This is a genomic window from Achromobacter sp. GW823-FHT04E03, from assembly GCF_058796095.1.
Genome location: NZ_JBXAIJ010000003.1, coordinates 128,817 through 147,841, shown reverse-complemented (window position 1 = coordinate 147,841; position 19,025 = coordinate 128,817). Strand labels below are relative to the sequence as shown.

The 19,025-nt window shown below is 63.5% G+C and carries 15 protein-coding genes; 8 read left to right on the top strand and 7 right to left on the bottom strand.

The annotated features are described in order from the left end of the window. Positions 1 to 47: 47 nt before the first annotated feature. Positions 48 to 752 (bottom strand): TetR/AcrR family transcriptional regulator C-terminal domain-containing protein, encoded by a 705-nt coding sequence (locus tag AC1RHV_RS20270; protein WP_119450535.1) that lies wholly within the window; start codon positions 750 to 752, stop codon positions 48 to 50. Between the two features lie 439 nt (positions 753 to 1,191). Here AC1RHV_RS20270 and AC1RHV_RS20265 point away from each other — a divergent pair, with 439 nt between their 5' ends. Next, positions 1,192 to 2,613, top strand: coding sequence for a carbohydrate porin (locus AC1RHV_RS20265; RefSeq protein WP_125470877.1), 1,422 nt, complete (start codon positions 1,192 to 1,194; stop codon positions 2,611 to 2,613). Positions 2,614 to 2,760: 147 nt separating this feature from the next. On the opposite strand, the gene AC1RHV_RS20260 is transcribed toward AC1RHV_RS20265, so the two are convergent. The 3 genes from AC1RHV_RS20260 to AC1RHV_RS20250 all read right to left on the bottom strand — a co-directional run bounded on the left by AC1RHV_RS20260 (position 2,761) and on the right by AC1RHV_RS20250 (position 5,445). After that, positions 2,761 to 4,461: a PhoH family protein gene (locus AC1RHV_RS20260; protein ID WP_054451078.1), complete on the bottom strand. Its 1,701-nt coding sequence runs from the start codon at positions 4,459 to 4,461 to the stop codon at positions 2,761 to 2,763. 61 nt (positions 4,462 to 4,522) lie between these two features. Next, positions 4,523 to 4,987: a peroxiredoxin gene (locus AC1RHV_RS20255; RefSeq protein ID WP_054451079.1), complete on the bottom strand. Its 465-nt coding sequence runs from the start codon at positions 4,985 to 4,987 to the stop codon at positions 4,523 to 4,525. Further along, a complete protein-coding gene (locus tag AC1RHV_RS20250) occupies positions 4,984 to 5,445 on the bottom strand; it encodes an Mth938-like domain-containing protein (protein ID WP_119450533.1) in 462 nt (153 codons plus the stop codon). The genes AC1RHV_RS20255 and AC1RHV_RS20250 overlap by 4 nt, the downstream gene beginning before the upstream one ends. Positions 5,446 to 5,882: 437 nt before the next feature. Between AC1RHV_RS20250 and alaC the strand changes: the two genes are divergently transcribed. The 4 genes from alaC to AC1RHV_RS20230 all read left to right on the top strand — a co-directional run bounded on the left by alaC (position 5,883) and on the right by AC1RHV_RS20230 (position 10,360). Next, positions 5,883 to 7,070, top strand: coding sequence for an alanine transaminase (gene alaC, locus AC1RHV_RS20245; protein ID WP_008164319.1), 1,188 nt, complete (start codon positions 5,883 to 5,885; stop codon positions 7,068 to 7,070). A 178-nt stretch (positions 7,071 to 7,248) separates the two neighbouring features. Then, positions 7,249 to 8,553, top strand: a complete 1,305-nt coding sequence (locus tag AC1RHV_RS20240; protein WP_346545326.1) for a homoserine dehydrogenase — start codon at positions 7,249 to 7,251, stop codon at positions 8,551 to 8,553. Further along, positions 8,550 to 9,959 carry a threonine synthase gene (gene thrC, locus AC1RHV_RS20235; protein WP_054451083.1) on the top strand — a complete coding sequence of 470 codons (1,410 nt, stop codon included), beginning with the start codon at positions 8,550 to 8,552 and terminating at the stop codon, positions 9,957 to 9,959. Before AC1RHV_RS20240 ends, thrC begins: the two co-directional genes overlap by 4 nt. 179 nt (positions 9,960 to 10,138) lie before the next feature. After that, positions 10,139 to 10,360, top strand: a complete 222-nt coding sequence (locus tag AC1RHV_RS20230; RefSeq protein WP_054451084.1) for a YgdI/YgdR family lipoprotein — start codon at positions 10,139 to 10,141, stop codon at positions 10,358 to 10,360. Between the two features lie 87 nt (positions 10,361 to 10,447). Here the strand turns inward: AC1RHV_RS20230 and AC1RHV_RS20225 are convergent, their stop codons facing one another. Then, positions 10,448 to 11,470, bottom strand: a complete 1,023-nt coding sequence (locus tag AC1RHV_RS20225; RefSeq protein ID WP_054451085.1) for a class 1 fructose-bisphosphatase — start codon at positions 11,468 to 11,470, stop codon at positions 10,448 to 10,450. Positions 11,471 to 11,479: 9 nt separating this feature from the next. Continuing rightward, on the bottom strand, positions 11,480 to 14,185 hold the full coding sequence (pepN, locus tag AC1RHV_RS20220) for an aminopeptidase N (protein ID WP_175163229.1): 2,706 nt from the start codon (positions 14,183 to 14,185) through the stop codon (positions 11,480 to 11,482). 148 nt (positions 14,186 to 14,333) lie between these two features. Here pepN and AC1RHV_RS20215 point away from each other — a divergent pair, with 148 nt between their 5' ends. Further along, positions 14,334 to 14,972, top strand: coding sequence for a DUF4136 domain-containing protein (locus AC1RHV_RS20215; RefSeq protein ID WP_082400691.1), 639 nt, complete (start codon positions 14,334 to 14,336; stop codon positions 14,970 to 14,972). 87 nt (positions 14,973 to 15,059) lie between these two features. Here the strand turns inward: AC1RHV_RS20215 and AC1RHV_RS20210 are convergent, their stop codons facing one another. Continuing rightward, on the bottom strand, positions 15,060 to 15,443 hold the full coding sequence (locus AC1RHV_RS20210) for an H-NS histone family protein (protein WP_054451087.1): 384 nt from the start codon (positions 15,441 to 15,443) through the stop codon (positions 15,060 to 15,062). Between the two features lie 796 nt (positions 15,444 to 16,239). On the opposite strand from AC1RHV_RS20210, the gene tldD reads away from it, so the two are divergent. Continuing rightward, positions 16,240 to 17,700, top strand: coding sequence for a metalloprotease TldD (tldD, locus tag AC1RHV_RS20205; protein WP_013392574.1), 1,461 nt, complete (start codon positions 16,240 to 16,242; stop codon positions 17,698 to 17,700). A 251-nt stretch (positions 17,701 to 17,951) separates the two neighbouring features. Further along, positions 17,952 to 19,025: a 3-deoxy-7-phosphoheptulonate synthase AroG gene (gene aroG, locus AC1RHV_RS20200; RefSeq protein ID WP_054451088.1), complete on the top strand. Its 1,074-nt coding sequence runs from the start codon at positions 17,952 to 17,954 to the stop codon at positions 19,023 to 19,025.

The window sequence follows — 19,025 nt, the reverse complement described above, 5'->3', positions numbered from 1 at the left end:
CCTGAGTTGGGAGTCACGCCCCGCTCAGGCCTTTGTACGTTCAGGCGCTAGGAAGCAAGGTGTGCTTCTGCGCCCGCTATGAAAATCCTGAGTGAGAAATCGAGTTGCTCGGGCCCGTAGGTGTCGATTCCCAATGCGACGGCCTGGCGTAGCCGTGAATAGGACTTTCCATCGACCGAATCCAGCCATTTCTGAAGCTGGCGAGGTCTGGTGCGATCGACCGCTGACCTGGCCTGCCAGATATCCTTCACATGGCCAACGCAGAGGGCGGCCAGCAGCACGGCCAGGCGCACCGCGGCCGCTTCGCTGAAGCCCGCCCGATTCAGCTGTTCGAGCAATTCCTCGGTCGGCAGCAGGTTCCAGCTCATCAGCTCGGAATCGTCAAAGCGAAGATGTTCCGCCAAGCCCCCCATGGCGACGGCGGCGTCGACCAGGTGGGTCGCGTAGGTCCTGCATGCGTCTTGCCATGTGGCCGCGTGAGCGATGTCGGCGCTGCTGAAGCTGGCCGTCAGCGTGTCCTTCGCGACAAGCGCCAGCAGCGTCTGGCGATCTTTCACGTGATAGTTGAGCGCCTTCCGGTCCACATTGAGCGCATCCGCCAGTGCCTGCATCGACAATTTGTCGTGACCGATGCGCCTTGCCGCCCGCAAGATCCGGTCCAGATCAAGGCCGGCTCGTTCTCCTCTTCCGCGCTCAACTTCCCCTAAAACGTCTTTTTTCATCGTCTTTTCGGCGTGATGTTTGGTCAACAAGCAGGCCGCCTCAAGTCTGCTTGAGCGCGGAAAGCATGGCACATCCTGAGGAAAACCCTGCTTGACCTCAGTTGATCGTAACACTAACTTCAACGCCATATTCCCGGCCGGGAATATGGCGTTGAAGAGGCGGGATGCTGATCAGAGGGTGCATGGATCGCTGCCAACAACGTCGTGACCAGCAGCAGGCTGCACGGAATGGAGGTGGTTCGCCCAGTGATCAACTTTCGACACCGGTCGGCATGAAATATCTCAATTGGCCCCAAGCCTGGAGCATCCGGGCCGGGCTATTGAGACGGCTGCGGACGCGCTATCGGGATGCCCCCCTCCCTGAATTCTTGCATCGACCATGACCTATGCGTACATGCCCGATTGTTATGTCTAAACAATCCAGATTTTTCAGAGAACAAGCGAGAAATCCGGGATTGAAGGAGGCCGCGTGCCAAACCAGATCATCAATTCGCGCCAGGTCAAAGTGCCGGCGCACTCGATCGTGTCGATCTTTACCGCCATGGGGGCGATTGCATGGGACTGCAATGCCTCTGAATCCCGAACGGGGCTCGAGCGCGGAACCGTCGCTCAGCTACGGCCCTCATCCGAGGCCTCGGTCGCGGAATCCGCGCCGCCGCCTGCGTCTGATTTTGCGTCTCTTGAGCGCCTGATGGAGCAGGGCGCGCTGGTCCGGATTCCGTCGATTCGAGACACAGTGCTGCGGGATGCCGGCGGATTTCGTTCCGACCTGGCGCGGCACGGGATAGGTTTTCAGATAGTCAGCTTGAACTCCGCGGCTTACGACCTCAAAGGCGGAAACCCGAGGACGCATCGCAAGCAGTCGTACAACGGCCAAGTTCCCACCGTCGCGGAGACACAGCAGCTTGTCCTGACTTATGACCTGGGTCAGCACGGAAACGATCAAAGCCAATTGATTTTCAGCGCCATGACGGGGCACGCGAGCTGGGCGCCGAAGGGGCCTTCGGCGGACATTGCGCTGAGCCGGCTGGCGTACTTCACCACATTCAACAACCGTCAGTGGGAGTTGAAGGCAGGCTATCTCAGCAATGCCCTGGAGTTCGTGGGCTTGTACGTTGGCGGTTCGTTGGCGGTCGGCGCGCAAGGGATGAATGCCATCATTCCCTTTCAGGTCGGCCTGTCACGCCTGCCTTTCGCCACCCCGGGCGTAAACGTGACCTACAACGGCTCTGGCGGCTTCTACAACAAGACCGGAATTCAGCGCAGCATAAGCCCCTATGGAGCAGAGGCCGAAGAGTCGGAACATCAGCATGGGCTGAAGTGGAAAACGCCGGGAAGCGGGTGGTTGGCGATCAACGAAACCGGAGTGAAGCAGCAAGCAAGTCCCGACAACCCTTCGAGATGGTTTCGGATCGGGGGGATTTTCAATACGTCCGACTACGCCAGGTTCGATTCCCGCCAGCGCAGCTCGAACAACTACGCGCTCTATGCCGCGGGAGACCAGCAGATTTCGCGGCTGACGCCCAACTCCTCGTCTGCGCAGGGATGGTACGCCGGCCTTTCCTTGCACCTTGCTCCCGCGGATCAGAATCTGTACACCAAGTTCGTGGAGGCCAGGCTATATACGATAGGGACGTTTCCATCGCGACCCTATGACATGCTATCCGCCACGGTCACCTGGTCGGATTTCAGCGATACCGCGAAGGACGCGTTCGGCAAGCGGGGCGTGGACACGGCCAACTCGAGCAGTGCGGCCATGGTGTCCTACATGGCGCGCCTCTATCCCGGCGTCTATCTGAGCACGGGACTCAGCTACATCCGATCCCCGTCATTCGTGCCCGTGGACAACAATGCCTTGAATTTTCTGGTGGGGTTCAACATGTTCATGTAAGGGGGCATTCTTCCCTTCCACCCCATGGCCATCTTTACCTATATGGGGACTGCCAAAAAAAACGCCCGATGAGATTCATCGGGCGTTCATTCCTTGGGCCAAGCCTGCGCTGGTCGCCTGCGGCAGGAGGCGCATGGGGGGCGAGGCCTACAGCACATCTCCAGCATAGTCGGCCAGGCGCGAACGCTCGCCGCGCTGCAGGGTGACGTGCCCCGAATGCGGCCAGCCCTTGAAGCGGTCGACCACGAAGGTCAGGCCGGAACTGCCTTCGGTCAGGTAGGGCGTATCGATCTGGGCAATGTTGCCCAGGCAAATCACCTTGGTGCCCGGGCCCGCGCGCGTGACCAGCGTCTTCATCTGCTTGGGCGTCAGGTTCTGCGCCTCGTCGATGATCAGGTACTTGTTCAGGAAGGTGCGGCCGCGCATGAAGTTCAGGGACTTGACCTTGATGCGCGAACGGATCAGATCCATGGTGGCGGCGCGCCCCCAGTCCCCGTTGCCTTCGCCTTCACCCATGTTCAGGACGTCCAGGTTGTCTTCCAGGGCGCCCATCCAGGGCAGCATCTTCTCTTCTTCCGTACCCGGCAGGAAACCGATGTCTTCCCCGACCGGCACCGTGACGCGGGTCATGATGATTTCGGTGTAGCGCTTGGTTTCCAGCACCTGGGTGATGCCCGCGGCCAGCGCCAGCAGCGTCTTGCCCGTGCCCGCCTGACCTAGCAGCGACACGAAGTCGCACTCCGGATTCATCAGCAGGTTCATGGCGAAGTTCTGCTCGCGGTTGCGCGCGGTGATGCCCCAGACGTTATTCTTGCCGTGGGTGTAGTCGCGCAGCGTGGCCAGCACCGCCATCTTGCCGCTGACCTCGCGCACCTGCGCGTACAGCGGCATCTGGCCTTCGAAGTAGACGAACTGGTTGACCACGAACTGCGAGCACAGCGGGCCATGGATGCGGTAGAAGGTGGTGCCGCCCTGTTGCCAGGATTCCACGTCCTTGCCGTGCTTGTTCCAGAAGTCCTCGGGCAGCTGCATCACGCCCGAGTACATCAGGTCCGAGTCCTCCATGACATGGTCGTTGAAGTAGTCTTCAGCGGCCATGCCCAGCGCGCGCGCCTTCAGGCGCATGTTGATGTCCTTGGACACCAGCACGACTTCGCGCTGCGGGTACTTTTCCTGCAGGGCGCGCACGACGCCCAGGATCTGGTTGTCGGCCTTGCCCATGGGCAGGTCGGACGGCAGCGTGCTGTGGATCGCGGTCGTCTGGAACATCAGGCGGCCGGTGGCGTCCTTGTTGCCCAGCTTGGTCAGCTCCAGGCCTTCGTCCAGCTGGGTCGCGTCCTGCACCAGCGCGTCCAGCGAACGGCTGACCTGGCGCGCGTTGCGCGCCACTTCCGACATGCCCTTCTTCTGATGGTCCAGCTCTTCGAGCGTCATCATCGGCAGGAAGATGTCGTGCTCTTCGAAGCGGAACAGGGAACTGGGATCGTGCAGCAGCACGTTGGTGTCCAGCACGAACAGCTTGCGCGGTTCGTTCTGGGCGCGGGCTTTGGTGCGCTTGGCGGGCGCCGGCTTGGCGCGGCGCGTTTCGGCGCGCGCAGCGGGAGCGGCTGGCGCCGGCGGCGGCACCTGGCGGGCGGGCGCGGGGATCTGCGCCTTGCGGGCCGGTGCGGCCAGGCCTTCAAGTTCGGGCTGGACGAGGAGCTCGTCTTCGTTGTCCTCGGCGAGGACTGCCTGGGTACTGGACCGCGCAGCGGCGGTCTTGGTGCTGCGGGCCTGCGCCCGGGCGGATTCGCCCGAGGGGAAGGTCAGGATGGCTGCGGGACGGGTGGGCAACTTCGGAAGCGGCATATTTGTCACTCTCCAGTGTGGGCCGGCTATAGCGCCTGACGGGTAAAACCTGTGCTGACGGCTAACCGATGCTCTTCGCTGCTTGCAGGACTTCCTTGGCGTGGCCCGGGACCTTCACCCCGCGCCACTCCTGCACCAGCACGCCATAGGCATCGATCAGGAAGGTGCTGCGCTCGATGCCGCGCACCTGCTTGCCGTACATGTTCTTCTGCTTGATGACGCCGAACAGATTGCAGACGGTTTCGTCGGCGTCGGAGATGAGAGGGAAGGGAAGCTCGTACTTGGCCTTGAAGTTCTCGTGCGATTTCAATGAATCGCGCGAGATGCCGATGACCACCGCGCTGGCCGCCAGGAATTCGGCGTGCAGGTCGCGGAAATCCTGGCTTTCGGTGGTGCAGCCAGGCGTGTTGTCCTTGGGATAGAAATACAGGATCACGGCGCGGCCCTGGCATTGCTCCAGGCTGATCGGACCTATGGTGCTTTCGGCGGTGAACAGCGGGGCGGGTTTGCCTATGGTCGGCGTCATTTCTGGGATTCTCCGTTGGGGGGGATGAGGGCCACGACCACGCGCCGGCCCTCCGCCATCAGGATGTTGTAGGTGCGCGAGGCGGCGTGCGTGTCCATGATCTCGACGCCGATGCCGGCCGCCAGCAGGGGGCGCAGCACCTCGGGGCGCAGGAACTGCTGGCGCGCGCCCGTGCCCACCAGCAGCACTTCCGGCGCATTCGCGGGGCGGCTGGGGCTGGCTTCCGGTTCGTCCAGAAAGTCCATGGGGTCGCGGACGGGCTCGGACAATCCGGCCGCCTGGCGCAAGAGGGTGGGGGTAATGTCGGCCGGCGACTCAACAGGCCAGTGGGTCACTTCGCCTTCGGGGCCGAACGCGACCGAGGAGGAAAAACGTACCTGGTTGACCTCGATATAGCCATCGCCATAGGCGGTGACGGTATTCAGAGCGGCCGTCGCAGGATCGGTATGCAGCTTCAATAAAAACTCCGGCTATATGGCCCGATAATAGCGCATCGGGATGACGCCATGTTGCAGGGTATCCACGAGAGAGACCCCCACGCTGCGCTCGCTTACTGCTCCCGAGGGGGCGCGTTTTGCCTCGGGGCGGCCCGGCGGAGAAACGAGGCCCCCACGCCGCACTCGCTGCGCTCGCTTGCTGCCCCCGAGGGGGCGCGTTTTGCCTTGGGGCGGCCCGGCGGCAAAACAGGGCTTCTTTGCCACGCGATTTCCCTCGGGCGGACCCTGAAATCGGCCCCTTTTTTTCCCCATTTGCCGCACGGCCCTCCTTGCGCTAGATTACAGGGTTTTGCTGCACTGCAATCCCTTGCCGGCGCAGCGTTTCGGACCCTTTTCCCCTTCGCGCATTCGCGCCCTGGTTTTTTCGCCCTTTTTATCGCCCCCTAAGGATTCCCATCATGAGGAAGTTCTCCCGCATCGAGCGTCTGCCCCCGTACGTTTTCAACATTACCGGCGAGCTCAAGATGGCGGCGCGTAGGCGTGGCGAAGACATCATCGACATGTCGATGGGCAACCCGGACGGCGCGACTCCCAAGCACATCGTCGACAAGATGGTGGAAGCGACGACCCGCCCGACCACGCACGGCTATTCCGTGTCCAAGGGCATTCCGCGCCTGCGCAAGGCGATCTGTGACTGGTACCAGCGCCGCTATGCGGTCGAGTTCGATCCGGATTCCGAAGCCATCGTCACCATCGGCTCCAAGGAAGGCCTGGCCCACCTGATGCTGGCCACGCTGGACCGCGGCGACACCGTGCTGGTACCCAACCCCAGCTATCCGATCCATATCTACGGCGCGGTCATCGCCGGCGCCAATATCCGTTCCGTGCGCATGACGCCGGGGGTGGACTTCTTCGAGGAACTGGAACGCGCCGTGCGCGAGTCCATCCCGAAGCCCAAGATGATGGTGCTGGGCTTTCCCAGCAACCCGACCGCGCAATGCGTGGACCTGTCGTTCTTCGAGCGCGTGGTGGCGCTGGCCAAGGAACACGACATCCTGGTCGTGCATGACCTGGCCTACGCCGACATCACCTTCGACGGCTACGTGGCGCCGTCCATCATGCAGGTGCCCGGCGCGCGCGATGTCGCCGTCGAGTTCTTCACGATGAGCAAGAGCTACAACATGGCGGGCTGGCGCATCGGCTACATGGTCGGCAACCGCGAGCTGGTCAACGCGCTCGCGCGCATCAAGAGCTATCACGACTACGGCACGTTCACGCCGATCCAGGTGGCGTCCATCGCCGCGCTGGACGGTCCGCAGGACTGCGTGAACGAAATCGTGGCGCAGTACCAAAGCCGCCGCGACGTGCTCGTGCGCGGCTTGCATGAAGCAGGTTGGAATGTGGAAATTCCCAAGGCGTCCATGTACATCTGGGCGCAGATCCCCGAACCCTACAGGGCGATGGGCTCTTTGGAATTTGCCAAGCGCGTCCTGTCGGATGCGAAGGTGGCCGTGTCCCCCGGGATCGGCTTTGGCGAGTATGGCGACGAATACGTGCGCTTCGCTTTGATCGAAAACGAGCAGCGCACCCGGCAAGCGGTGCGAGGCATCAAAGACATGTTCCGCAAGGACGGATTGCTGAAGTAGAGCCCCCCCCGAAGCGCTGCGCGCTTCCCCCTCAAGGGGGCATGCCTGCGGACCGGCGGAGCCGGATCCGCGGCATCCCGATAGGGGGGCACCGTATCAGGGGGCGCAGCTCTCGCACAGCAGTTATGGAGAACCGAAAATGAATTCCCCTCAACGCCCGCCTGCAGAAGGCGCCGCGATGAAACCCATGAAAGTCGGCCTGCTCGGCCTGGGCGTGGTTGGCGGAGGCACCTGGTCGGTGCTGTCGCGCAATGCTGAAGAAATCGCACGCCGCGCCGGTCGACGCATTGAAGTGACCCGCGCCGCGGTGCGCGACGTGGCCAAGGCCCGTGCGCGCGTGGGCGACGCGATCCAGGTCGATACCGATGTGCGCGCGCTGGTGCGCGATCCCGAAATCGACATCGTGGTCGAACTGATCGGCGGCGACACGCTGGCGCGCGAGCTGGTGCTGGAAGCCATCGCCAACGGCAAGCACGTCGTGACCGCCAACAAGGCGCTGCTGGCCAAGCACGGCAACGAGATCTTCGCTGCAGCCCATGAACGCGGCGTGATGGTGACCTTCGAAGCCGCCGTCGCGGGCGGCATCCCCATCATCAAGGCGATCCGCGAAGGCCTGACCGCCAACCGCATCCAGTGGGTGGCCGGCATCATCAACGGCACCACCAACTTCATCCTGTCCGAAATGCGTACGCGCGGCCTGCCGTTCGCCGACGTGCTGGCCGAGGCGCAGCGCCTGGGCTACGCCGAAGCCGACCCCACGTTCGACGTGGAAGGCGTGGACGCGGCGCACAAGCTGACCCTGCTGGCGTCGCTGGCCTTCGGCGTGCCGGTCCAGTTCGACCGCGCCTACATCGAAGGCATTTCGCAGCTGGCCGCCGAGGACATCGAGCATGCCGAACGCCTGGGCTACCGCATCAAGCTGCTGGGCGTCACCAAGCGCCGTCCGGACGGCATCGAACTGCGCGTGCATCCCGCGCTGGTGCCGGCCGAGCGCCTGCTGGCCAACGTCGAAGGCGCGATGAACGCCGTGCTGGTCAAGGGCGACGCCGTCGGCCCCACGCTGTACTACGGCCAGGGCGCGGGCGAAGAGCCCACCGCCTCGGCCGTGGTGGCCGACCTGGTCGACGTGACCCGCCTGCACACCGCCGATCCGGGCAACCGCGTGCCGCACCTGGCGTTCCAGCCGGACGCCATGTCCGATACGCCGATCCTGCCGATCGAAGATGTCAGCACCTCGTACTACCTGCGCCTGCGCGTGGACGACCAGCCGGGCGTGCTGGCCGACATCGCCCGCATCCTGGCCGACCGTTCCATCTCCATCGGTTCGATGATCCAGCAGCCGTCGCACATCGGCGGCGCCGACATCATCTTCCTGACGCATGAAGCGGTTGAAGGCAACGTCAATCAGGCGATCGAGCGCATCGAAGCCCTGCCGTTCGTGCGCTCGAAAGTGACGCGCCTGCGCGTGGAAAATTTGCTATGAAATACATCTCCACCCGCGGCGGCATGACGCCGCTGCAGTTCTCGGACATCCTGCTGGAAGGCCTGGCGCCGGACGGCGGCTTGGCCGTGCCGGAGCAACTGCCCCAGGTTTCGGCGGAAACGCTGGAGTCCTGGCGCGGCCTGCCGTATGCCGACCTGGCGTTCGAAGTGCTGTCGCTGTTCGCCACCGACATTCCGGCCGACGACCTGCGCCGCTTGACGCGCGCGGCCTACAACCAGCAGATCTTCAACAGCGAGGACATCGTCCCGCTGCGTCCGTTGGACGGCGGCCTGTCGCTGCTGGGCCTGTCCGAAGGGCCGACGCTGGCCTTCAAGGACATGGCCATGCAGTTCCTGGGCCAGGTCTTCGAATACGTGCTGGCCAAGCGCGGCACCACCCTGAACATCGTGGGCGCCACCTCCGGCGACACGGGTTCGGCGGCGGAGTACGCCTTGCGCGGCAAGAAGGGCGTGGCGGTGTTCATGCTGTCGCCCCACGGCCGCATGAGCGCCTTCCAGCGCGCGCAGATGTATTCGCTGCAGGACGAGAACATCCACAACATCGCCGTGCGCGGCGTGTTCGACGAAGCCCAGGACATCGTCAAGGCCCTGGCCGGCGATCTCGAGTTCAAGAGCAAGTACCGCCTGGGCGCGGTCAACTCCATCAACTGGGCGCGCATCGCCGCCCAGGTGGTGTACTACTTCCACGGCTGGCTGCGCGCCACCAGCAAGGCCGGCGAGCAGGTTTCGTTCGCGGTGCCCTCGGGCAATTTCGGCAACATCCTGTCCGGCCACATCGCGCGCAGCATGGGCCTGCCGATCCGCCGCCTGGTGCTGGCCACGAACGAAAACAACGTGCTGGAAGAGTTCTTCCGCACGGGCGTCTATCGTCCGCGTCCCGCCGAGCAGACCTACGCCACCTCCAGCCCGTCCATGGACATTTCGCGCGCGTCGAATTTCGAGCGCTTCGTGTTCGACCTGGTCGGCCGCGACGCGGCGCGCGTCAAGGAACTGTGGGCCGGCATGGCGCGCGACGGGTCTTTCGATCTGTCCGCCCTGAAGCCGCAGTTCGAGGAACGCTATGGCTTCGTGTCGGGCGCAAGCACGCACGAAGACCGCCTCGCGACGATCCGTTCGGTCTACGACGAAACCGGCGTGCTGATCGATCCGCACACCGCCGATGGCGTCAAGGTCGCGCGTGAATTCGTCGAGCCCGGCGTGCCCATGCTGGTCCTGGAAACCGCCTTGCCGGCGAAGTTCTCGGAAACCATTGAAGAGGCCCTGGGCCGTCCGGCCACGCCGCCGGGCAACCTGGCCGATCTTGAATCCTTGCCGCAGCGCGTCGAACTCATGGATTGCGATGCGGGCGCCGTGCGCCGTTTCATCGAGGCGAACGCCAAGGTGTAAAGGCCGCTTGCGTCTTGTATGCGTGTGCAACCCCTCGCAGGCCGGGCCTTCGAGGGGTTTCTTTCATTTTGGCGGGTCAGCGGCTTTACCTTCGCATGCATTTTGACCACAACCCGTCACGAATGCGGGGACAGTGTCAGATACAGTGAATTCACGATTCACTTTCGGAGAACACGCCCATGAAACTGAAGACCATGACGCTCGCCCTGGCCGTGACCGGATTCGGAGTGCTGGCGGGATGCTCGTCTCCGTCGGTCATTCAGCAGCGGGATGGCAGCTCGACCGTGACGCCGGACAAGCCCGAGTACGACAAGGATTCGGGCATGTACGAATACGACAAGGACGGCAAGAAGGTCCAGATCAACAAGGACGACGTGAAGTCGATCGAACAGGTGAAGTGACCGCCGTTCCGATATGCTTGTCCATGCAAAAAGCCCCGGCCGCTCAAGGCGCCGGGGCTTTTTCGTTGGCGCAGGGCGCCCGCAGCGTTACTGCTTGGCTGCGTCTTCGGCGTGGTAGCGGCCGACGCGGTCGACTTCGTTCTTCGAGCCCAGGATCACGCTGACGCGCTGGTGCAGCTTGTCAGGCTGGATCTCCATGATGCGCTGCGTGCCGTTGATCGCGGCGCCGCCGGCCTGTTCGACCAGGAAGCTCATGGGGTTGGCTTCGTACATCAGGCGCAGCTTGCCGGCCTTGCCAGGTTCGCGGGCATCCCACGGGTACATGAAGATGCCGCCGCGGGTCAGGATGCGATGCACGTCGGCCACCATGGAGGCGATCCAGCGCATGTTGTAGTCCTTGCCCAGCGGACCGGTCGTGCCGGCCAGGCAATCGTCGACGTAGCGCTTGACCGGGGCAGCCCAGTGGCGCATGTTCGACATGTTGATGGCGAATTCCTTGGTGTCCTCCGGCACGCGGATGTTCTCGTGCGTCAGCACCCACGAGCCCATTTCGCGGTCCAGCGTGAAGCCCACCACGCCATTGCCGATGGTCAGCACCAGCATCGTCTGCGGACCATAGACGGCATAGCCGGCCACGACCTGCTTGTCGCCCGGTTGCAGGAAGTCCTGCTCGCACACCGGCGCGCCCGACACGTCATGCGGGGCGTGCAGCACCGAGAAGATGGTCCCGATGGAGACGTTGACGTCGATGTTCGAAGAGCCGTCCAGGGGATCGAACAGCAGCAGGTATTCGCCCTTGGGGTAGCGGTTCGGAATCAGATGGATGGTTTCCATCTCTTCCGAGGCCATGGCCGCCAGATGGCCGCCCCATTCATTGGCTTCGAGCAGGATTTCGTTGGACAGCACGTCCAGCTTCTTCTGCACTTCGCCCTGGACATTCTCGCTTTCCAGGCTGCCGAGGACGCCGCCGAGCGCGCCCTTGCTCACCGCATGGCTGATGGCCTTGCAGGCGCGCGCGACCACTTCGATGAGCAGCCGCACTTCCGGCGCGAGGGCTTGGGCGGAGCGCTGCTGCTCCACCAGGTATTGGGTCAGTGTTTTACGTTTCAAAGGAACCTCCTATGCTGCGAATTCTAAAGCCTTGGATACGATTTCCTGCACATTGCGCGACAGGCCTTCCTGTGCGCGCACCCGCTGCAGGGCGGCCTGCATAGGCGTGCGCAGGGCGGGCACGAAGCGTGCCCAGTTGTCCAGCGCGCGCGCAAGGCGGGCGGCAATCTCGGGGTTGAGGGCATCCAGCGCCAGCACCTGCTCGGCCCAGAAGGCGTAGCCGGTGCCATCGGGGTGATGCATGCCGCGGGCGTTGTTCAGGCAGAACTGGAAGATCAGCGAGCGCGCGCGGTTCGGGTTGCGCAAGGTGAACGCGGGGTGCTGCATCAGCTCGCGCGCGGTCTGCACGGTGGTCGAGCGGGCCGCAGCCTGCAGGGCGAACCACTTGTCCACCACCAGGGCGTTGTCGCGCCATTTGTCGTAGAAAGCGGCAAGCGCCTTGTGCGGGAAGTCGCCCTGGCCGAAATTGATCAGCGCGGACAGCGCCGCCATGCTGTCGGTCATGTTGCCGGCCTTCTCGTACTGCTGCTCGGCCAGGCGCTGGGCATCCGGTTCGCCCGCCGCCATCAGGTGGCTGAGCGCCAGGTTCTTCAAGGCGCGCCTGCCGGCCGGAACCGGCGCCGGACTGTATTCGCCCGGGGTCTGGTTGTCGTCGAATGCCTGGCGGAATTCGGCGGACAACTGGCGTCCCAGTTCGGCGCGCAGGAAGTCGCGCGCGACCGCGAGGGCCGGCGGGTCCACCTGCTGCATGCGTTCTGCCAGGGTCTTTTCGGACGGCAGGGCCAGGGCGCGGGCGCGATAGGCGGCGTCCAGCGCCGGATCGGTCAGCAACGCGCGCCAGGTCTCGATGAAGGCGGCGTCGGCATGCAGGGTCTTGCCGGCCTGGCGGGCCTCGGCCAGCGCCAGGATCTGGCGGGTGGCGAATTCCTGGCCGGCCTCCCAACGCGCGAAGGGATTGCCGTCGTGCGCCGACAGCAGGGCCAGTTCTTCGTTGGTCCAGTCGTAGTCCACGATGACCGGGGCCGAGAAGTCGCGCAATAGCGACGGCACGGGACGCTCGGCGATATCCTCGAATACCCATTGCTGGCTTTGCTGCGTCAGTTCCAGCAGCGCGGTGTCCAGGACCGCGCCAGCATGGCGCAGCGGCAGCGCGCGGCCGTCGCGGTCCAGCAAGCCGATGGCGAACGGGATGTGGAAGGGGGCCTTGACGTAGTCGGCGCCGGCCTTCTTCTCCACGCCGACCGGCGGGCATTCCTGGGTGAGCGTCACGGTGCAGCGGCGCGCGGCGGCGTCGTGGTCGAGCTTGACGGTCACGCGCGGCGTGCCGGCCTGGCGGTACCAGCGGCGGAACACGGACAGGTCGCGGTCCGGATGCTGGCGCACGTAGACGGATTCCATGGCGGCGACGAAGTCGTCGCAGGTCACGGCCTGGCCGTCATGGCGGCGGAAGTACTCGTCCATGCCGGCGCGAAAGCCTTCCTCGCCCAGCAGAGTGTGCTGCATGCGGATGACTTCGGCGCCTTTTTCGTACACGGTGGCCGTGTAGAAGTTGCCGATCTCCTGGTAACTTTCAGGCCGGATCGGATGGGCCATGGGACCGGCGTCTTCCGGAAACTGGGCGGCGCGCAACGCCACAACGTCGTCGATGCGCTTGACCGCGCGGGCGCTCGCGGCCTCGGCGGCATCCATGCCGTGGGCCATCATGTCGGCGCTGAATTCCTGGTCGCGAAAGACGGTCAGGCCTTCCTTCAGGCTCAGCTGGAACCAGTCGCGGCAGGTGACGCGGTTGCCGGTCCAGTTGTGGAAGTACTCGTGTCCGATGACGGATTCGATGCCTTCATAGTTGGCGTCCGTGGCCGTATCCGCATCCGCCAGCACGTAGGCGGCGTTGAAGATGTTCAAGCCCTTGTTTTCCATCGCGCCCATGTTGAAGTCATGGACGGCCACGATCATGAAACGGTCCAGGTCCAGCTCCAGGCCGAAGCGGCTTTCGTCCCAGCGCAGCGCGCGCACCAGCGAATCCAGCGCCCATTCGGTCTTGGATTCCGAGCCCGGGTCGCTGTAGACCTGCAGCAGCACGTCGCGGCCGCTGGACGTCTTCACGGTGGTTTCGCGGTGGGTGAGCTTGCCTGCCACCAGCGCGAACAGGTAGCAGGGCTTGGGGAAGGGATCTTCCCATTCGACTTCGTTGCGGCCGTCGGGCAACTGGCGCGTGGCCAGCAGGTTGCCGTTGGACAGCAGCACCGGATACTCGGGCTGGGCGCGCAAGGTCACGCGGTAGCGCGACATCACGTCGGGCCGGTCGGCGAACCAGGTGATGCGGCGAAAACCTTCGGCTTCGCATTGGGTGAAGAAGTTGCCGCCCGAGACGTACAGGCCCATCAGCGTGGAATTGGCCGACGGTTTGCATCGGCTGACGATTTCCACCGTGGCGGCGGGGGGCAGGCCGTAAAGGGCCAGGCTGTGTTCGGAAAGGCGGTAACTGTCGGCGGGCAGGGCCGTGCCATTCACGCCTACCGAGACGAGTTCCAGGTCTTCGCCGTCCAGGATCAGGGCGGCGTCGGCGCTGGCCCCGGCCTTGCGTTGCACTTGCATCGTGCAGCGCACTTCGGTCGCGTCCGGCGCGAGGTCGAAGGCGAGGGCGACTTCGGGAATGTCGTAGGGGTAGGGCTGGTAATCCTTGCGATATACGGTTACGGGCGTGTCTGTGCGCATGGGATTGCAGTCCTGTATGAACGAGGGTTCTATTGTAGTGGCTGGGCAAGACGCGCCGACCTGGGCCGTTTGGCGTACCGTAAACTTTTTGTAGCGGTCTGAGTCAAAGTCAGTATCATGGCGCCGTCGCGCGCCAGAGGGGTGTCAAATGTCGAGGTTGTCCATGTTCAATATGCGCCGCTGGGCCGGTCTGCTGGCGGTGGCGGGGGCGTTTGCCCTGACGGGTTGTGCCGCGCCCACGGTTTCCGCGCGGGTCACTTCCTTTCAGCAATGGCCCGCAGGCGTGGAGGGGCAAACCTACCAGTTCATTGCCGCCGACGCCTCGCAAAACAATAATCTCGAATATCAGTCCTATCAGGACATGGTGCGGGCCGGCATAGGCGCAACCGGCCTGGTCGAGGCCAGGCCTGGCGCCAAGGGTCGTTTCGACGTGTCGTTCAACTACGGCACCTCGCAGACCCAGATAATGGTGCAGCGTCCGTACGACCCATATTTCTACGGCGGCTACGGCTACGGAGGTTTCTACGGTCCGCGTCCGTGGGGAGCGGGATATGGCTACTGGGGGCCGGACTGGGTGGACGTGCCCATGGTCGTGCAGCGCAATACCCTCACCCTGCATATCTACGACACGCAGCGCAGCGGCGCCGAGGTATACCGTTCCAGCGCTTTCATATTGAGCGAGCGCGACGATTTCCTGCGTACCATGCCGTACCTGGTGCGCGCAATATTTGATAATTTTCCCGGGAATAATGGCGCGGAACGCGAAATCCGCTTCCCCGTGCAATGAAATCGGCGTGGCTTTTCGGTCCCGCCTTTAAATAAAATCGGCGCACCAAAATGGTGCGCCGATTTTTTCTTACTGGCGAATAGGTTCTTATTCTTTGATAAGAAAACTGTCGCGGGTCGCGCCTGCGGCTTCTTCCGCGGCGAGCCAGCGGGGAGCCTTGCCACGGCCGCTCCACGTTTCCCCTGTTTGAGGATGGCGGTACTTGGGCGCAACGGCGCGTTTGGCGGCGTTGGCCGGACGGGCAGCGGCGCCAGCCTTGCGGCGGCCGCCGGTGGCGGCGCGGGCGGGTTTGCCGGCGCCATAGGCTGCGACGATTTCTTCAGGCGTGATGTCGTACTCGCGCATCGACGTGATGATCTGCGTGATCACGGGCTTGCGACGCTTGGTTTGCAGGACTTCAGCCTTCTTTTGTAGCTTGTTGATTTCCTTTTCGATCTTTGCTTGCAGTGCTGCGTAGGATTCTCGGGCCATGGTTTATTCCTGATTATGGAACTGCTGTAATCGCCGGCGAAGTTATTGTGTAATTGTTGTGCCTCGCATAATACAGAAGTTACGGCTTGACTTCCTGGTTTCTGAAGCAATTACTTTGTATCAAAAGAGTCCGATACCGTTTTCAGGCGCGCGAGTGCCCGCGACGAGCCAAGTATTGGGAAGGATATTCTCGAATTTGGGACAACTTGAAACAATAGGGGTATTGGTTCACGAGGCGGACGAATAGCCGCGCGTGCCCTTGCATCTGCCCGATTTGTCTCGCAAAGCGCGCAAATGCGGGGCTTCCAGGCTTGGCGCCTGCCTCGAGCAAGCGGTGTGCGAGGCGTTCCCAGAAGTCTGATGACGTGATGGCGGGAACGAATGAATTGTCTAGCAGTCTGATATTGGTCCAACCTGATCAGATGGGGTCCTCGCGCTGCGAGCCCTGCGAGCTGTTTGGCATATTTCATTTTGATGTCAGGTTGTATGACGAGTTTGGCCCGAGATGTCTGAATCCCTTTGCCTATATGCCAGGTGGCTGCAAATGCTCCATGGCGACCAGGAAAAAGGGGCGCATCGAACATCGTTTGAGCTCGTCAATTCAACTTGATATGTAATATTCCGGCCCCATGCATACCTCCGCAGATAATGCCCGCGGTATTTTTGGCCGCCGACGCGTACCTTCCGGAGATCCGTGGCTGGCGCCATGTCGCCGGGCCGCGCCAGCGTTACGATATGATCTCGAGTATCACCGCGAGCGCGCGCCAGCGCGCCGCCGTCTCCTGTACAGAGCCCCATGAAAATCATCGATCCCGCCATTGCTTCCCTCGCCACCGCCAAATCCCTGCTGCTCGACCCCTGGGGCCTGACCGAGGCGGACATGGCGCGCGCGCTGGGTGAGATCTTCACGCACAAGGTCGACTACGCCGATCTGTATTTCCAGTACACGCGCAGCGAGGGCTGGAGCCTGGAAGAGGGCATCGTCAAGACCGGCAGTTTTTCGATCAGCCAGGGTGTCGGGGTACGCGCCGTGAGCGGCGAGAAAACCGCCTTCGCCTATTCGGATTCGCTGTCGCCCGAAGCGCTGTTGTCGTCCGCGCACGCGGTTCGCGGCATTGCGCGCCGCGGCGCTGGCAAGGTAAAGGTGGCGGCGCAGGTCGAAGCCGAGATCGGCCGCAGCCTGTATGCCGATATCGATCCGGTTGCCACCTTGAGCGCTCCCGAGAAGGTCGCGCTGCTGGAACGCGTGGAGCGCATGGCGCGCGCGCGCGATCCGCACGTGATCCAGGTCATGGCGGGGCTGGGCGCCGAATATGACGTGGTGCTGGTGGCCGGCAGCGACGGCCGCCTGGCCGCCGACGTGCGTCCGCTGGTGCGCCTGTCGCTGACTGTCATTGCCGAACGCAATGGGCGCCGCGAAATGGGTCACGCGGGCGGCGGCGGCCGCCTGGGCCTGGCCTATTTCACGGACGAAATGCTGCAGGGTTATGTCGAGCGCGCGGTGCACGAGGCCATGGTGAACCTGGAAGCGCGCCCGGCGCCAGCGGGTGAAATGACCGTCGTGCTGGGTTCGGGCTGGCCCGGCATTCTGCTGCACGAGGCCGTCGGCCACGGGCTGGAAGGCGACTTCAACCGCAAGGGCTCCAGCGTGTTCTCCGGCCGCATCGGTGAGCGCGTGGCCTCCAAGGGCGTGACCGTGGTCGACGACGGCACGATCCCGGATCGCCGCGGCTCGCTCAATATCGACGACGAAGGCAATGCCACCCAGCGCAACGTGCTGATCGAGGACGGTATCCTGCGCGGCTACATGCAGGACACGCTGAACGCGCGCCTCATGAAGACCGCCGCCACCGGTAACGGCCGCCGCGAATCGTTCGCGCATCTGCCCATGCCGCGCATGACCAATACCTACATGCTGGCGGGCGACAAACCGGCCGAGGAAATCGTGTCTTCCGTCAAGCGCGGCTTGTACGCGGTCAACTTCGGCGGCGGCCAGGTCGACATCACCAACGGCAAGTTCGTGTTCTCGGCGTCCGAAGCCTACATGATCGAAAACGGCAAGGTGACCTATCCGGTCAAGGGCGCCACCCTGATCGGCAACGGTCCGGACGCCATGAACCGCGTCACCATGATCGGCAACGACCTGCAGCTGGATTCCGGCGTGGGCACTTGCGGCAAGGATGGCCAGAGCGTGCCCGTGGGCGTGGGCATGCCCACGGTCCGCATGGAAGGCCTGACCGTCGGCGGCACCGCCTGACTCAAAAACACGGATGACGGCTCGAAAAAATTGTGCTAGAGTCAATCCCCATGAAATTCGCGTCCCCCGCTTTTTATTTTTATTTTTATGGTTTTCTGAAGCCGCTGGCGGAGGAAGGGACGCGCTCAATCTGAAGTTTGGAAAGAATCCCCCCAAAAAAGCCGCCAGCGAACTGGCGGCTTTTTTTGCGCCGCCAGTTGAGGAAACCATCTCGGGAGCATCCCCGCGGCGGGCAACCCAGGAGCAGTACCGTGTCACACAATACCGATGACCTTCGCATTCGAGAAATCAAAGAGCTGAACCCGCCCGCGCATGTCATGCGCGAGTTCGCCTGCACCAAGGAGGCGTCCGACACCGTGTTCGCCGCCCGCCAGGGGATGCACCGCATCCTGCACGGCATGGATGACCGGATGATCGTCGTGATCGGCCCTTGCTCCATCCATGACACCCGCGCGGCTATCGAATATGCGAAGCGCCTGAAGCCCGTGCGCGACCGGCTGAGCGCTGACCTGGAAATCGTGATGCGCGTGTACTTCGAGAAGCCACGCACCACCGTGGGCTGGAAGGGCCTGATCAACGATCCGGACCTGGACGGCAGCTTCGACATCAACAAGGGCGTGCGCGTCGCCCGCGAACTGCTGCTGGACATCAACAGCATGGGACTGCCGGCGGGTTGCGAGTTCCTGGACATGATTACGCCGCAATACATCGCGGATCTGGTCTCCTGGGGGGCGATCGGGGCTCGGACGACGGAAAGCCAGGTGCATCGCGAGCTGGCATCGGGACTGTCGTGTCCGGTGGGGTTCAAGAACGGCACCGACGGCAATGTGAAGATCGCGGTCGACGCGATCAAGGCGGCGTCGCAGCCGCACCATTTCCTGTCGGTGACCAAGGGTGGGCATTCCGCCATCGTGTCGACGGCCGGCAACGAGGACTGCCACGTCATCCTGCGCGGCGGCAAGACGCCGAACTACGATGCGGCCAGCATCGAGGCGGCCTGCCAGGACATGTCCAAGGCAGGCCTGGCGCAGCGCATCATGATCGACGCCAGCCACGCCAACAGCAGCAAGAAGCCCGAGAACCAGCCGTTGGTCATCGAAGACGTGGCGCGTCAGATGGAAGCGGGCGACAGCCGCCTGGTGGGCGTCATGGTTGAAAGCCACCTGCTGGGCGGCCGCCAGGACATGGTGCCGGGTACGCCGCTGGTCTACGGCCAGAGCATCACCGACGGCTGCATCGACTGGGACGCCTCGGTCGCCGTGCTTGAACGCCTGGCCCATGCCGTGCGCGAACGCCGCCGCGTCGCCCTGACTTCCGGCAAATAA